The organism is Pseudomonas sp. GW822-FHT03F08, assembly GCF_058801265.1.
This window is the reverse complement of sequence record NZ_JBXANC010000002.1, coordinates 1-14,392: the sequence shown is the minus strand read 5'-3', so window position 1 is coordinate 14,392 and position 14,392 is coordinate 1. Positions and strand designations below refer to the sequence as shown.

Sequence of the window (14,392 nt, the reverse complement as noted above, 5' to 3'; positions counted from 1 at the left end):
CGACCTTCAACGTCGATGAGCCAGCGATCGCACCAGCCGATCGCCCAGGCTCTGCACGCCTTGGACGAGGATGACCAGCACCACGACGGTGGCGACCATCACTTCATTGTTGAACCGCTGATAGCCGTAACGGATTGCCAGATCACCCAGTCCGCCGCCACCGATCACGCCGGCCATGGAGGAAAAACCGATCAGCATCACCAGCGTCAGGGTGACGCCCGCCAGCAACGCCGGTAGCGCTTCGGGCAACAGCACTTTGAAAATCACATGACGGATGTCGCCCCCCATGGCGAGGATCGCTTCGATCCGGCCCTTTTCAACTTCGTCCAGGGCGTTCTCGACGATCCGCGCAAAAAACGGAAAGGCTCCAATAGTGATCGGTACCACGGCGGCCGTGCTGCCCAACGTGGTGCCGACCACCAGCCGGGTCAGCGGGATCAGGGCAATCAGCATCACCACGAACGGCAGCGACCGACCGAGGTTGATCACTGCGCCCAGTACCTGATTGATCCGGGGCAACGGGTACAAACCCTGACGGCGACTGATGAACAGCAAAACGCCCAGCGGCAGGCCGATCAACAGCGTGAACAGCCCGGCAAGCAGCACCATGTACAGGGTTTCACCGGTGGCGTTGAGCACCAGTTGCAGGATTTCATTCCAGTCGACGGTACGGTTCATGAGTGGGCCGCCCGTACGCCGTATTGTCGGAGAAAACTGAGCCCCGGCGCGTCGTGCCCCAGCGGTAAACCGCAACTGGGCCGCAGCGAGGCACCGAGCGCGGAATCCGGAGTCGCCAGCAATCGGGCGACCGGCCCCGCCTCCACCAATCTTCCGTTGGCCATGGACGCAGCGTGATCGCAGATCGACTTGACCACGTCCAGCTCGTGGGTGATCAGCACAATGGTCAAACCCAACTGCCGGTTGATATCGCGCAACAGCTCCAGAATCGACGCGGTGGTTTCCGGGTCGAGGGCGCTGGTGGCTTCGTCCGATAGCAGATACGCCGGACGCGCCGCCAAGGCCCGGGCGATGCCCACCCGCTGCTTCTGCCCGCCGGACAGTTGCGAAGGAAAGGCTTCGGCCTTGTCGCTCAAGCCCACTAGATCCAGCAACTCCCGAACCCGCTCGTGACGCTGTGGTTTGGCGACCTTGGCGATTTCCAGCGGCACCGCGACGTTGTCGAACACGTTGCGCGAATGCAGCAGATTGAAGCCCTGAAAGATCATGCCGATGCGCTGACGTTGCCGGCGCAGCTCACGGTCGGACAGTGCCGTGAGGTCTTCGCCGTCCAGCAGAATCCGCCCGGAGTCCGGGCGTTCGAGCAGATTGAGACAGCGCAACAGCGTCGACTTGCCCGCGCCGCTGCGCCCGAGAATCCCATAGATCGCACCATCGGGAATGCTCAGCGATACCTGATCCAGCGCCGGTGTCGGCGCTGACGGGTAAGTCTTGCTCAACTGCTCGACGAGGATCATGGCTTGGCGTCCGCCACCGGGATCACCGAGCCCTTGAAGTTCTCGGCGATGTATTTGGCGACTTGCGGCGAAGTCAGGTCCTTGGCCAGTTGCTGAATGCGCGGATCGTTTTCCAGTTTCGGCGTGGTCACCAGAATGTTGGCGTAAGGGTTGTGCTCGGCTTTCTCCAGGCCCAGCGCATCCTTGGCCGGCACCAGACCGGCCTCCAGCGCGTAGTTACCGTTGATCACCGCCAGGTCCACATCGTCCAGCGCACGAGGCAGTTGCGGCGATTCGATTTCGAGGATCTTCAGGTGTTTCGGGTTTTCGGCGATGTCCTTGGGCGTTGCCTGATCGGCCGCTGGATCATTGAAACCGGGCTTGAGCTTGATCAGGCCGTTGTCCTGCAACAGGTACAGCGCACGGCTCAGGTTGGTGACGTTGTTCGGTACGGCGACGGTGCCTTTGTCCGGCACTTGGGCGAAGGTTTTGTGACGGTGGGAGTAAATGCCCAGCGGTTCGATGTGCACCGTCGCGGCCACCGCAAGTTTCTCGCCGAGGGCTTTTTCCTGGGATTGCAGATACGGCAGATGCTGGAAGTAATTGGCGTCCACATCGCCGTGAACCAGCAGCTCGTTGGAGTTCACGCCCTGAGGGATTTCGATCACCTTGAGGTTCAGTTGTGGGTCGATCTTCTGGATGTACGCCAGAATCTGCGCGTGGGGCACCGGGTCGGCGGCAACGCGCAACGGTTCCAGCGCCTGAGCGCCAAACGAAGCCACCAGCGCGCCGAGAACGGCCAGGGTCAAGCCTGCTTTTTTCAACATGGGAAGAGTCCTTTTGCGAGTGATGGATCAGGCGTTGGCGGTCTTGCGAAGCGGTGTCCGGGTATTCGACGCATCGGCATAGAAGCGCTGCGCGACATCGGGATGGGAGCGCAGTCGGCCCTTGAGGTAATTCCAGCCGACGTCACGGAACAACGGATTGAGCGGATCACTCGCCGGCCCCCGCGCTTCGCGCAGCAACACCGCCGGCAACGGGTACAGCGGCACCACCGCGTCGAGTTGCGCACCAAGGAAAAACGCGATGGAAAAACGCTCACTGCCCGCTGGCGGCGAAACCACGCGATGCACCGTGGCGCGCAGATAACCGTTGGTGGCCAGCTCCAGCAATTCGCCGATGTTGACCACCAGGGTATTGTCCCGTGGTAACGCATCGATCCAGCGACCTTCTTCGATTTCCACTTGCAGACCGGCCTGCTGGTCTTGCAGCAGGAAGCTGAGGAAACCCGAATCCTTGTGCGCGCCGACGCCCTGATTGCTCGCCTTCGAGGGCTGCCCGGGATAGCGAATCAACTTGATATGTTCGTTGGGTTTATCGCCGTACAACTGGTCGAAGGCGTCTTCCGGAAGCGCGAGCGCCTGGGCAAACGCACGCAGCAGGCGCAAAGACATTTGGGTCATGGCTTGCTGCCAATCGAGCAGCAACGGTTTGAGTTGCGGCAATGCCTGCGGCCATTGATTGGGGCCTTGCAGGCGCGCCCACAACGGACTGTCGGCCGTCAACGGCAAGACGTCACGCTCGGCCCCCAGATCGAACTGTTCACGCTGATCGGGCTGGCCGCGAGTGATCTCCGAAGCGGCGCGGTTGTAACCGCGAAAGTGCGGGGAATTGACCATGCCGACGGCGGTTTTCTCGTTGTCGGGCAAGGCAAAGAATTGGCGGGCGTGGTCTTGCACTTGCTGGAGCAAGCCAGCGTCGATGCCATGGCCGGTCAGGTAGAAAAACCCGACGTCGCGCGCGGCGTGGCGCAAGTCATCGAGAAAGGTCTGGCGCTGCTGCGGCGTACCGTCGAGCAGGGACAAGTCCAGGATGGGTAATGCGGTGATGTCTGAGGTGTGCGGCATGATTCACTCCCGTGTGAATCAAACCTGAAGAGCCTGTGATCGATTCAGCGTGTGCCGTCATGGCAATCGGGGGTCTGTCGGTTTGATGCTTTGATTCGTCTGTGAATCAAAACTAAACGATATATAAAACTCCGAACAAATATCTTTTTTGCATTAGCTTAGGTCTGTCTATTGAGGGGGTACAACTGACCTCAGGACCGACCGCGGCAATCGACTTGCCGTTACCGTCGGTCCTGAATCAGCTGACGGCTACAGACCGACGCGCTTCAACCCTTCGCGCATGCCTTGATCAGCCTGTTCGCACCATTGTTTGAGGGTGAGGTTCGGCGGCAGGTTGCTTTCCAGGCTCTTGTATTCCCCATCCGTGAACACTTCGCCTTTACGGCCAAACTGTTCGTTTTTATCGCCGTCACGCTTGTCGAAATCGCCAGGCATGTTGCCAACGAATGCAACCATCTTGTTGGCGTTCTCGGTGCTATCTGCTTTCAGGAACCCCTTGTCGACGCAGCTTTTGATCAGGCCTGACATGTTGCGGCCGTTGTCGTATATCCCTTTCAGGGTGACGGCGTCTTGCCCTTCGGCGTGGGCGAGCATGCTGGTGCCAAAAGCGGCTGCCATGGCGAGAATCAAAGAAGCGGTTTTCATATTTATTCCTTTAAATGTTGGAGAGTTTTGAACTCTGCTTTGGTTGAAGCATTTCTTATCAAAAAACGCGCCGAAAAGGCCGCGTCATGAAGATGGCAATCAATGTACAAGTATGGTTTTAGCTGACAACTGCACCTTTGGGCCCGCTGGCAATCAGCGCCGCCCCACAGGCAGTTTTCATGCCGTCGAGCGCGATGGGCACACCATCGACGGTGTAGGTGCTGCTGCCCTCGGCAATCGGAAAAATCCCTTTGCACAACGGGCAACTGACCTTGTGGCCGACCCCGGCAATCGGCTTGCCGTTGAGGTCGGTCCGGGAGAAGGCTTCGAGGACCTTGCCACCGTGGGTGGTGGAGTCGCCGAGGCGGATTGCGTCTTTCATGTTGTCACTCCTTTGACCAGGTTACTCAGCCATCCAGACGTCTTCGTACCCTTGGGTATCGATGATGAATTTGGCGCCCGTGGGTAAACACAGATATTTCATCACCAGCGGAAGCATTTCGGGTAAGTGTTCAATACAAACCGGCTGGTAAAAATCAATCGCCGCTGAATGCGTGCCGCCGTGGATGAACCAGCTGACATTCCCCCCATCCGGCAAACAAACGCGTGTGCCATAAATGGGTGTGTTCCCTAGCGACTCGATGGCGATAGCGACCATTTCCTCGGGAGGAAGCACAGACATCCCGTATTTTTCACAGATCGCGTTCTGCGCAGCACTGGGATAAACCCGCTCATGTTCGCTCACAGCCACTCCTTGTTTGTTGATCCGATTCCATTCGATTGTGGGTTCAGGGTCGTCAGCCTTCGAGCCACCAGTTCAACAGCGTCTCGTCATCATCGTCATCCAGGTTCTGATAGATGTTGGCGTAATACCATTGAATCCCGGTTCTATCGCGAAATCGGTCAAAAACCTCGTTGATCTTGTTCATCCCGTTGCTCGCTGGAACAGCCAACGAAAGATTGCCCTCAAACACGCCGTCCAGCGTTCCACCCAGTTCACGCAGCACATCGACTTCCAGCTCAGCGATATCCGCAGCACGAATGGAATCGGCGTAGATGTGAATGCAAAAGTTACCACCTCGTTCAAGCACCACCGCATGGGTGTTTTTGTTTTTGATCGATATGACGTCTCCGCGAGCCATATTCAGCGCCAGCCCGGGTGAGGACAGCAGTTCATAGGCTGTCGCGCCTACATGACGAGCCGGGAGCTCCTCGTATACCGGACCATCAGAGTGGCTGCCTGCAAATACCTTAATATGAACAGGGTTGGTTTTGTCGGCTATGCGAAAACTCAGCTTTGTATCGTTCATATTCGCCTAACCCCGGACCACACAACTGTTTCCAACGAGGTAAAATCAATACCCTTGAAATCGATTGCCGCATCCCTGAACGCCTGAGAACAGATCAGACTATCACTTCCTGACACCTGTCTCCCGTACTTGAAAAGATCGAATTTCCAATCATCACCGAGAATTAATTTTTTGAACCTGATTGGCCTGCCCTTTTCCTCTACAAACGTAGAGGCTGGATCGCAGTTTGTCCGTACATCCAACTCATCGAACAACACAGCATTGTAATGTTTTGAGGAAGTGCGTTTTCCGCCCTCCGAAAGCACGTCAATCCTGACGCTATCAACCACATTCACGTTGAAGCTATTGCAGGCGGCTAAAAATTCGTCACTCACCACATAAAAAAATTTCGAAACGCTTCGAATATCGAATTCATAGTTTTCATCTTTGGAAATTAAAACCATGCCCTCCGGAAAGGGGGTACGCGGCCCGGGCTTCCCCCTTTCCGCGTACCAGGGAAAAAAACCAAATTCAACATCTCTTGTGCAGGAATAATATCTGTCGAAAAGATCAGCACGTAAAATCCCGGCAGGACAGCCTTGCTCCTCTTTCTGTGAAAGCACATAAAAATTCATAAACTCTGTGCTCGCAGTCAAATAGGTCTCACGCCCGACCAGATCACATCCTTCAGAGGAGTGAAGTTCACCCCTTTGATCCCCTCCGCGAGCTTCTTGAACTCACTGGAACAGATAAGCGTATTACTACCTGAAATCAGCCCCTTGAACTTGAACAGATTCCGATTAAAGCCTGCTGGCAATACAAGCTTTTTGAATCTGAAAATCAACCCATCCTCCTCTATAAAAGTCGATGCCGGGTCAGTTTGCGAGCGCGCATCCAGTTCCTCAAAAAGAACAGCATTGTAGTTTCTGGATGAAATACTTTCTCCAGCTTTGGAAACCACCTTGATTGGCACCGAATCAGTAACAGCAACATCCATCTCGCTGCAAACAGACATGAATTCGTCACTGACTATATAAAAGCGGGCAATGCTACGTATATCAAAGTCATAGAGCTTGTCTTTTGAAATAAGCACCATGCCTTCTGGATAAGGCGTGTGCGTTTTGTAATGAATTTTCTCCGCGTACCACGAAAAAAAACCATGCTCAACGTCCTTGGTATCTGAATAGAACTTATCGTATAGATCCGCCTGCAAGAATCCGACCGGGCAACCGGACTCTTCTTTTTGAGAAAGCACAAAGTATTCCATAATCCCTTCTCCCTGCTTATCTAAGTCTGCGCTGTGTTGTGCCAGGTACGGAAAGACTGGCTCTCAGTCTTGTCTGAATCGCGGATATCTGAGTTCGCGCCTGCGCTTCGTCAATCACACCAGCTTCATATTTGCTTCTGACGGTCGTTACCATGTTGTTAACCATCGGGCTGTAGACCTTACCATGCGACCCACAGTGGTAAAAAACACGCTTGGTTTTCTTGGCCTGATCGGCACTGTCGGGCATCAACAATCCGTTTTCCTTTTTATCGCGTTCTCCACCCATCCCGATATCCGAGAAGAAGCTGGCCTGCCGTCCCCATACTTCCTCGGGAATCAGGTGATGGGCCTGCATCTTGTCATGGGTTTTTCCGCCCAGTGCCCGATTGAGTGCAGTGCTGCAAAGACCGTTCGGATCGACCCACTGGGTCGGACTGATTGCATATTGATAGAAGTTGATACCACCCGCGTACCCGATCGGATCACGAGAAACGAAGCGACCGACGTCTGGATCGTAGTACCGGTGACGGTTGTAATGCAGGCCGGTCTCATGGTCGTGATACTGACCCTGGAAGCGAAATGGGTTTTTCAACCCTTGCTGCAGCGCTGATGATGAGCGCTGTTCAATCGCCCGCCCCCACACTTTGTAATGAGCGCTCCAAGCCACATTCCCTTGCTGATCGGTCATTTCCTGGGGTGTACCGAGGTGATCACACTGATACCAGGCAATCGCATCAAACGGGGGCGGAACCGGAGCGTGATTCCAAAGTGGATCCTCGTCCGCCGCGTAAACGTCACCGTATTCGGGTTGAGGCACCAGACGAACAGGCTGCTGACTCAGCGCCTGTGCCACGGGGTTGTAGGTACCAGGTTCGTAAATGTAATGAACCGTGCGTCCGGTATCACCATCCAGCTGCGGGGGACTGCTCTCCCACGCCAGATTGTCACCATCCCAACCGAACATCGTGAAGCCACAGTCATGCTCACGTTGTTTACGTGCATGTTCATTGCTGTTCCACAGAGAGCCTGCCTCTGGACGATGCTTGTAGTGCGCTCGAGAGTTCTTGTGCAGGCGGCGACCTAACGGGTCGTATGCATAATCCACCGACAGACGATCATCTTCGAAATGCACCAGGCGATCGAACAGGTCCCATCGCATTTCGCAGACGCTGCCGTTACTCCAGCGCTTGATCTGATTGCCGCGCTCGTCGTACTCATAATTCGTGCCCGCGTATTCACGCAACACGTTATCCAGCAGTTTGCTTCGCGCAGGCTCTTGGTCCAGAGGCCGGCGGATTTCAAAGGCTCGTTCATCCAGGAGATTCCCGGCAGGATCGAACGCAAAGGTTTCGACCCCTATACGCGTAACGGCATTGATCAAACGACCGACAGGGTCATAACGATAGGAAAGCGGGCCCCGACGACTGTCATTGATATCCGTCAGTTGACCAGCGGCATCGTATTGGTAGTCACGCTTGAGCAGCACCGATTTGTCGGCACTGCGCTCCAGCACCTGAGCTTGCAAGCGCCCGGCCGGGTCCCATTTCTGCGTTTGCAACAGATGATTTCCTTGATGGCGAGCGACTTCACGGTGCAAATCGTCACGCTCGAATCCGGCCAGTTCATGGTCATCCAGACGCAATCCCAGCAGGTGGCCGCTGCCGTAGGTCAGCCAACTGACTCGGTGGCCATCGGGGCGCAGGGTTGCAACGCGTTGATTGAGTGCATCGTACTCATGCTGCCATATGGCGACCATCGGGCTCTCGAGGCCCAGATAGTGTTGATGCTCACGCAGGATGTTACCCGCCAGATCATGGAACCACTGCAAGCGGCTATCGGCGTTGCAAGCCATGATCAGTTTGCTGTTACCGTCGTAATCGAAGGTTTCGCTTTGCTGCTGATCACCCAGAATCGCTCTGCGTTCGATCAAACGATTCATTGAGTCAAAACGTATCTCGACGCAATGTTCACCGTTGTAGATTTTCGCAAGCCGCCCGGTTTCGGGCTCGTACGAATAACGGGTTGAACGCCCGTCAAAAGCTGTTTCTTCAAGTAAACGACCGACCGGGTCGTAGTTGAAGTGAGCACGACGTTCGTTCTCGTTCTCCAGTGCAATCAGTCGACCGAGCTTGTCCCAGCGATAACGAACGGCATGCTCCAGCGCATCCACCCGCTCGGCGATCAGCCCCGCCGCGCTGTACTTCCAAGTTGTGCAACGATCCAGACCATCGACATGGGCCAGCAATCGGCCCTCGGCATCACGCTCGAAGCGCTCCTCGGTCTTGTCCGGGTGCATGATCAACGTCAATTGCCCGGCACTGTATCGGTATTCGGTACTGTGGCCGGCAGCGTCCGTGAAGCAAATCATCTGGCCGCGTTCGCTGTACTCCCAGGCACTGGTCTTGCCTGAACAATCGACGTACTCCACCAATTGCCCGGAAGCGTTGTAGGCCAGTTTCTTTTCATTGCCGTTGGCATCTTTGACCGAGGTTGGCATCCCGGCCGGGTTGTAAGCGTATTCGGTCTTGTTGCCCAGTGGATCGACGCTCTCGACAAGGTTGCCAGCGTCGTCATAGGCCCTTGTCCATTGCCCGCCCTCGGCATCGCTGATCTTGATCAGTTGGTCGAGATCGTCGTAGGCGAAGTGGACCACCGTGTCATCGGTGCGAATGTGTTCGAGAAGATTGCTTCGTTCATCATAGCTGTAGCGATCCGAGCGCCCATCGGCACGGACGTGGCGGATCACGTTTTTTGCGCTATCGCGGAAGAACCAGTCAGAACGATCGTCGGCGTGCCGAATACGGTAGGTGTAACCCAGACTGTCAAAGTAATGCCAGGTCTCATGACCGAGCGCATCCGTGACGTACACCAGTCGAATGTTTTCATCCCATTCCAGACGGGTATCGAAACTGCCGTCATCCGCCCACTCACGAACTGCCTTGGCGTCTGCACCATGACCCAGCCATTGCAGGTTCATGCCGCGCCCGGTGCGATCGGTGTAACGGGTGATCAGGTGATGCTGGTACTGATAACGCCATGCAGCACCGTTTTCATCCTGTGCCTGAACCAGATCGCCCGCCGAATCGTAAACATAGGAACAAAGCTGACGCAGAGGCTCACCGTCACGGATCTCCCAGAGCCCGGTCAAGCGCCCTTGTCCATCAATCATCGTGCCGAGGTGCAGATGCACCTTGCCCGGATCCCCCTCGTACGTAATCAGGTCGGACAGTACTGTCCGGTCACCGTAGCGATGCTCGTAATGCAGCATGATGCCGGCGCCGCTGCGCAACTCCACACCGACCAGCAGAAACTGCTGACCACGACGGACATAGGTTTCCTTGCGTTCGAAACCACGGCAGAGCAACAGCTTGTCGTCACTAACGCGGACAACCGTGAGGTTTTCGATCGCGTCGTAATGGAACAGGTCAACTTTGGGCAGCGGATAGTCATGGCTGCGGCCATCCGCATCATGGAACTGCAAGGCACCGTCAACGAGGTCGAATCGTGTGGTGAACGAAGTGATCCATCGTGCACCCAAATCGCCTTGGTCATAGGTATCCAGATCCGAGCTGTAAATACGCGTCCACTCGATCGGGAACGGGCCGGTCAAATTGAAATCCGTGTGAGCAATGCTTTCGGAGCCCACTGCAAAGCTGATGCTGTCGCAGGTACCCGGGCAGGTACCGTTTTTTTCAGCATTGGGTTTCTTCTTCGCCGGGACTTCCGTTTTCCTGACTTCGGTTCTGCCCTCACCTGCCCTGTGTTTGGCCTGGCTCGTTCCGCCGACTTTCACGTGACCGGCGACACCACGCCTGTTACGCAGATTCCAGGCCTCGACAGCCTTTGTCAGTACGATCAGCAGCGCGCCGATGGAAAACGGCATGTTCGGATTACTGAGCTTTTTCAGTTGAGCCTTTAGCTCCGGCCCCATGGCAACCAGTATCTTGGTTTGATCGTGAACGAGCTTCTTGGCTTCCCGAGGCAACAGATGCTTTGCAGCGCTATTGACTACGCCCTTTCCCGCGGCCTTATAGACATCGAAGGCTGCGTCAAAAATATTGCTGATGGCCTTGCCGGGATCGTGCAGGAGTTGCCCCCCCACACCGTCCATTTTTTTCCCTGCTCGCTTGAGGTCAGCACCGGCATCAAGTTCAGCATCGACAACAGCGTTCAATCCCGTGGCAATCTGCTTGAGGAACTCTTCACCCTTTTGCCCGGCTTTATCCAGCAGATCAGGCAAGGCAGATTGGGCGGTCTTAACGAAGTGATCAATCTCGCCAACAATCGTTGCGTTCAAGTGACCGGCAATCACGTTGATCAACGCGTCGCCCAAAAGCGCCTTGCCAGCCACCTTCATTTCCTGCCGAACCAGGTAAAGCGTCGGTCGAAGGCTCATGCGTGCGGCAGCCATATTCGCAGGGACAGGTATTACACCGATAAGGTCGATGCCCAGGCTGACCCAATCCAGCGGATCGCGCTTTTCACTTCGAGATAAAACGGCAATGTCATTCAAGACATCGACCAACGCCATGATGTTGCCAACTACCGGCAGGGCTCCGGCGACATATTTGATTCGCTCGAGGGTGACGTAACCGCCACTGACTTCCTGCAGCCATGCATCGAACTTGGCAGCATCGCGTCCGACATCCGCTACTTGAATCTGATTCAGTGGCACGACAGCAACTTGAGACTCTCGGCTTTGTGTTGCGCTTGCGGTAGTCATGACAGCATCTCACTTGCAATCAGCCCAGGGGTTTTAAGCGAGGATTTCGGTAGCGCGGGTGCTGGCAGACTCGGCAACTTGCCCGCCTTGCTCGCCGCCCCGAGCAGCCCGGAAGCACTCGGCATCGCCGCACTCGCCAGTTTCGGCAGCCCAGCCACCCCGCCCTGCATCGCGCCTTTCACCTGCTGCGCTGTTTGCATCGCGCCTTGTGCGGTGTGCACCGCGCCCATCCCGGTCTGTGCCAATTCCTTGCCCTTCTCCAACAGATCCCAGTTCTTGCTCGGCAGCGCCTGCGCGACCATCGCCTGCACCTGACTCGGCACGTCCTCAGCGCCCGGTGGATTCAACGGCCATTCCGGTTTGCCGATGTAGCTGCCTTCACTCCAAGTGTCCGCCGGGTCCTTGCCGAACAGCACCCGCGCTGGCCCCGGTGCGGCGCCGGCAACACTGGCGAAACCCTTCGCATCGAGCTTGCCCTTGATGCTCTTGCCCAGCGCATCGATGACTTCGTAATCGCCTTCCTTGATGCCCTGACGCCCGGCGTACTGGTTGAATAATTCGAGATTGCCCTTGCCCGGTTTCGGCGGTTCCGGGAACACGCCCGCCAAGGATTTCGCCCCGGTGTAGGCGAAGTTCGCCGCATGCGCGGTGTACGGGCCGCTGGTGGCGTGGGTGATGCCGCCGGCGTTGTAGGTCGTGGCGCTGCCGCCGCCCTGGATCACCAGTTCGGTCTTGGCGGTGAGGGTGATGCGGTCGGCGTTGGCGGTGATGTTGAGTTTGGCCAGCAGGTTGATGCTGTCCTTGAGCGCCTTGACGTCGATGTCGCCGGACGCCGCCACCAGACGCCAACCCATGCTCTGCACGAACAAGCGCATGCCACGGCTGGCACTCGCCAGCAAGCGTTTACCGATGGAAAAACTGGTGTGGCCGGTGCTGCTCAGCGCCAGGTGTTCGCCGGTGGCGATGTGGCTGGAGCGCGGTGTGGTCAGGGCGATACCGGCCGGACTGGCGAGCACCAGATGCGGCTCGGTGAATTCGGGGAATTCGTTGGCGGTGAGGTTTGCCGGACCCGAGCCGAGCACGCCTTGGTGCTGGGCGTGCAAGGCCTTGGCCACGTCGTCCTGATCGCCCGCCTCTTGAGCCTGAAGCTCTTTGGCCTGCGTGGCGAAACCGTCCTGTTGATCGCTGGCGGTGGCAAGGCGTTCGGCGGTTTCCGGCAGGTCCTTGTGGTGCTTGGATTCGTTTGGGCGCGGCTCAGTGGTGATCAACAGACCGGCACCAGCACGCACGGCGCCATGGCGGTCGGTGCGCAGTTCAAAACCTTCGCCGCGTGGCTGCCCACCTGAAGGACGTGGATGGGTCAGGTAACCAAGGTTGATCGCACTCGCACCGTGATCACTGCGCAGCGCGATGCTGATCTCGCTGGTGGTGTCGTCGATGCGCAGTTCGTTGGCGCGGCTGCCCTTGTATTCCTTGCTCTTGACCGTGGCCAGAGTCTTGAAGTCGGGCAGTTTGTACGGCGGCAGGTTGGCGCCGTGGTACAGGCAACCGGTGATCAGCGGCTGGTCGGGATCGCCTTCGAGGAAGGTGATCAGCACTTCCATGCCGACCCGCGGAATGTTGATCGAGCCAAAGGCTTCAGCCGCCCAGCTGGAGGCCACGCGCATCCAGCAGGTGGTCTTGTCATCGTGCTGGCCTTCGCGGTCCCAGAAGAACTGCACCTTCACCCGGCCGTACTGGTCGCAGAAGATCTCTTCGCCTTCCGGCCCGGTGACCACGGCGCTTTGCGAACCGAGGACCTTGGGTTTCGGGTGATCCAGCGGCGGACGGTACGGCACGTCCCAGGGGATGGCGTTGAAACGGTTGCGATAGCCCTGGTGAAAATCGTCTTTGTTGTCGGTGGTGTCGCTGGTCACCGACTCTTCCAGCACTTGCGGCTGCTTGCCTTCGTGGAAGATTTCAGTGAGCAGCCAGAGGTCGTTCCACGTCGGGTTGGCGTGGTCGGTCAGGGCCAGAAAATGCCCGGTGACCAGAATCGGCTGGTCGCTGTTGCCCTCGGCCAGGCGATAGTCGCTGCGGTGGCGTTCGAGGTTGCGGTTGGCCAGGTGCTTGCCGCGCTCGCGGTCCACGAAACGGCCCGGGTAATCGTAATCTTCCAGGTCCGGCTGGGCGCTGCTCTTGGCATCGCTTTCCAGCTCGATCTTCGGTTTGACGAAGTCGTAATCGCGCCGCGTAGTGCGGCTGGTGCGGGTGGCCAGGCGCAGGCCGAAACGCTTGACCACCGGCTTGTCCGCCACCAGCCCGGAGTCCTGCTGATAGGCCACGGGCGCGAGTTTCGGGAACACCGTCTGGTCATCGCCGAAGGTCAGTTTGTGGCCGCTGGCGGTGTGCTGGAAGTGGTAGTGAATCCCCTCCTCTTCGCACAGGCGCTGGACGAAATGCAGGTCACTTTCATCGTACTGCGTGCAGTAGACGCGCTCGGGATAGATCGCGCTCAGCTGGAAGTGGTAGTCGCTGGCGAGGATGCCGTGTTCTTCCAGCACCTGGCTGATGATCTGCTGCACGGTCATCTGCTGGAAGATGCGCTGGTTGAAACGGTGCGCGAGGTACGAAAGCTGCGGGCGCAGCGAGATCTTGTAGCGGGTCAGGCGCTTGCCCGCCTCGCCCTGGGCGATGCTGTAGATCAGCCCGTGAATGCCGGTGCCGCTCGGCGACAGCTGAAGAAACGCCAGTTTGTGCAGCAGACTTTCGAGGTTGATCGAGGCCTTTTCGCTGACCAGTTCCAGCTCGAATTCGAAGGGCGTGTTGAGGGCCTCCCGACCGGTGAACGACAGCACCTGGAAATCGCTGTCCGCGCCATCGATGGTCAGGTTGAAATGAGCCTGGTTGGCCGGTGAGAACATTCCCTTGTCCCTCGTGCTGTGCTGCAGCGCACGCCAGATCGATAAGGATCTGACGCTGAAAATTCTTTAAGTAGTGAAGGTGCCTCGACCGGCGAAACCGGTCGAGGCGGTACAACCATCAGCCGTAATTAAACGACTGGAGCACGCCAGTCATCGGAACCCGAAGTACCGGAGACTTCGTGGGTCCAGGTGATTTTGCGGTAG

12 protein-coding genes and 1 pseudogene are annotated in these 14,392 nt (G+C 57.2%); all 13 read right to left on the bottom strand.

What is annotated here, in order from left to right; translation table 11 throughout:
- Positions 1-6: 6 nt before the first annotated feature.
- Positions 7-678, bottom strand: coding sequence for a methionine ABC transporter permease (locus AC1RME_RS03820; RefSeq protein ID WP_096821623.1), 672 nt, complete (start codon positions 676-678; stop codon positions 7-9).
- Positions 675-1,475, bottom strand: a complete 801-nt coding sequence (locus AC1RME_RS03815) for a methionine ABC transporter ATP-binding protein (protein ID WP_493090514.1) — start codon at positions 1,473-1,475, stop codon at positions 675-677. Before AC1RME_RS03815 ends, AC1RME_RS03820 begins: the two co-directional genes overlap by 4 nt.
- The gene (locus AC1RME_RS03810) at positions 1,472-2,281 is read right to left on the bottom strand and encodes a MetQ/NlpA family ABC transporter substrate-binding protein (RefSeq protein WP_192560621.1); all 810 of its coding nucleotides are present in this window, start codon (positions 2,279-2,281) and stop codon (positions 1,472-1,474) included. Before AC1RME_RS03810 ends, AC1RME_RS03815 begins: the two co-directional genes overlap by 4 nt.
- Positions 2,282-2,308: 27 nt before the next feature.
- On the bottom strand, positions 2,309-3,361 hold the full coding sequence (locus AC1RME_RS03805) for an isopenicillin N synthase family dioxygenase (RefSeq protein ID WP_493090512.1): 1,053 nt from the start codon (positions 3,359-3,361) through the stop codon (positions 2,309-2,311).
- A 249-nt stretch (positions 3,362-3,610) separates the two neighbouring features.
- Positions 3,611-4,006: a hypothetical protein gene (locus tag AC1RME_RS03800; RefSeq protein ID WP_096821619.1), complete on the bottom strand. Its 396-nt coding sequence runs from the start codon at positions 4,004-4,006 to the stop codon at positions 3,611-3,613.
- A gap of 118 nt (positions 4,007-4,124) precedes the next feature.
- The gene (locus tag AC1RME_RS03795) at positions 4,125-4,388 is read right to left on the bottom strand and encodes a PAAR domain-containing protein (RefSeq protein ID WP_096821618.1); all 264 of its coding nucleotides are present in this window, start codon (positions 4,386-4,388) and stop codon (positions 4,125-4,127) included.
- A 21-nt stretch (positions 4,389-4,409) separates the two neighbouring features.
- Complete coding sequence (locus AC1RME_RS03790) at positions 4,410-4,751, bottom strand: immunity protein Imm33 domain-containing protein (protein ID WP_255261940.1); 342 nt, start codon at positions 4,749-4,751, stop codon at positions 4,410-4,412.
- Positions 4,752-4,803: 52 nt separating this feature from the next.
- Positions 4,804-5,289: a DUF4265 domain-containing protein gene (locus tag AC1RME_RS03785; RefSeq protein ID WP_208491909.1), complete on the bottom strand. Its 486-nt coding sequence runs from the start codon at positions 5,287-5,289 to the stop codon at positions 4,804-4,806.
- 23 nt (positions 5,290-5,312) lie between these two features.
- Complete coding sequence (locus tag AC1RME_RS03780; RefSeq protein WP_096821616.1) at positions 5,313-5,951, bottom strand: hypothetical protein; 639 nt, start codon at positions 5,949-5,951, stop codon at positions 5,313-5,315.
- Positions 5,948-6,562 carry an Imm43 family immunity protein gene (locus tag AC1RME_RS03775; RefSeq protein ID WP_096821615.1) on the bottom strand — a complete coding sequence of 205 codons (615 nt, stop codon included), beginning with the start codon at positions 6,560-6,562 and terminating at the stop codon, positions 5,948-5,950. Before AC1RME_RS03775 ends, AC1RME_RS03780 begins: the two co-directional genes overlap by 4 nt.
- Before the next feature lie 16 nt (positions 6,563-6,578).
- Positions 6,579-11,285 (bottom strand): RHS repeat-associated core domain-containing protein, encoded by a 4,707-nt coding sequence (locus AC1RME_RS03770; protein ID WP_096821614.1) that lies wholly within the window; start codon positions 11,283-11,285, stop codon positions 6,579-6,581.
- Positions 11,282-14,188: a type VI secretion system Vgr family protein gene (locus AC1RME_RS03765; RefSeq protein ID WP_493090509.1), complete on the bottom strand. Its 2,907-nt coding sequence runs from the start codon at positions 14,186-14,188 to the stop codon at positions 11,282-11,284. The genes AC1RME_RS03770 and AC1RME_RS03765 overlap by 4 nt, the downstream gene beginning before the upstream one ends.
- Before the next feature lie 128 nt (positions 14,189-14,316).
- Positions 14,317-14,392 (bottom strand): annotated as a pseudogene (locus AC1RME_RS03760) (Hcp family type VI secretion system effector); the annotation flags it as partial.

Coding starts and splice junctions, on each gene's coding strand:
- AC1RME_RS03820 (WP_096821623.1), bottom strand. CDS start 678: ATGAACCGTACCGTCGACTGGAATGAAATCCTGCAACTGGTGCTCAAC.
- AC1RME_RS03815 (WP_493090514.1), bottom strand. CDS start 1,475: ATGATCCTCGTCGAGCAGTTGAGCAAGACTTACCCGTCAGCGCCGACA.
- AC1RME_RS03810 (WP_192560621.1), bottom strand. CDS start 2,281: ATGTTGAAAAAAGCAGGCTTGACCCTGGCCGTTCTCGGCGCGCTGGTG.
- AC1RME_RS03805 (WP_493090512.1), bottom strand. CDS start 3,361: ATGCCGCACACCTCAGACATCACCGCATTACCCATCCTGGACTTGTCC.
- AC1RME_RS03800 (WP_096821619.1), bottom strand. CDS start 4,006: ATGAAAACCGCTTCTTTGATTCTCGCCATGGCAGCCGCTTTTGGCACC.
- AC1RME_RS03795 (WP_096821618.1), bottom strand. CDS start 4,388: ATGAAAGACGCAATCCGCCTCGGCGACTCCACCACCCACGGTGGCAAG.
- AC1RME_RS03775 (WP_096821615.1), bottom strand. CDS start 6,562: ATGGAATACTTTGTGCTTTCTCAAAAAGAAGAGTCCGGTTGCCCGGTC.
- AC1RME_RS03770 (WP_096821614.1), bottom strand. CDS start 11,285: ATGACTACCGCAAGCGCAACACAAAGCCGAGAGTCTCAAGTTGCTGTC.
- AC1RME_RS03765 (WP_493090509.1), bottom strand. CDS start 14,188: ATGTTCTCACCGGCCAACCAGGCTCATTTCAACCTGACCATCGATGGC.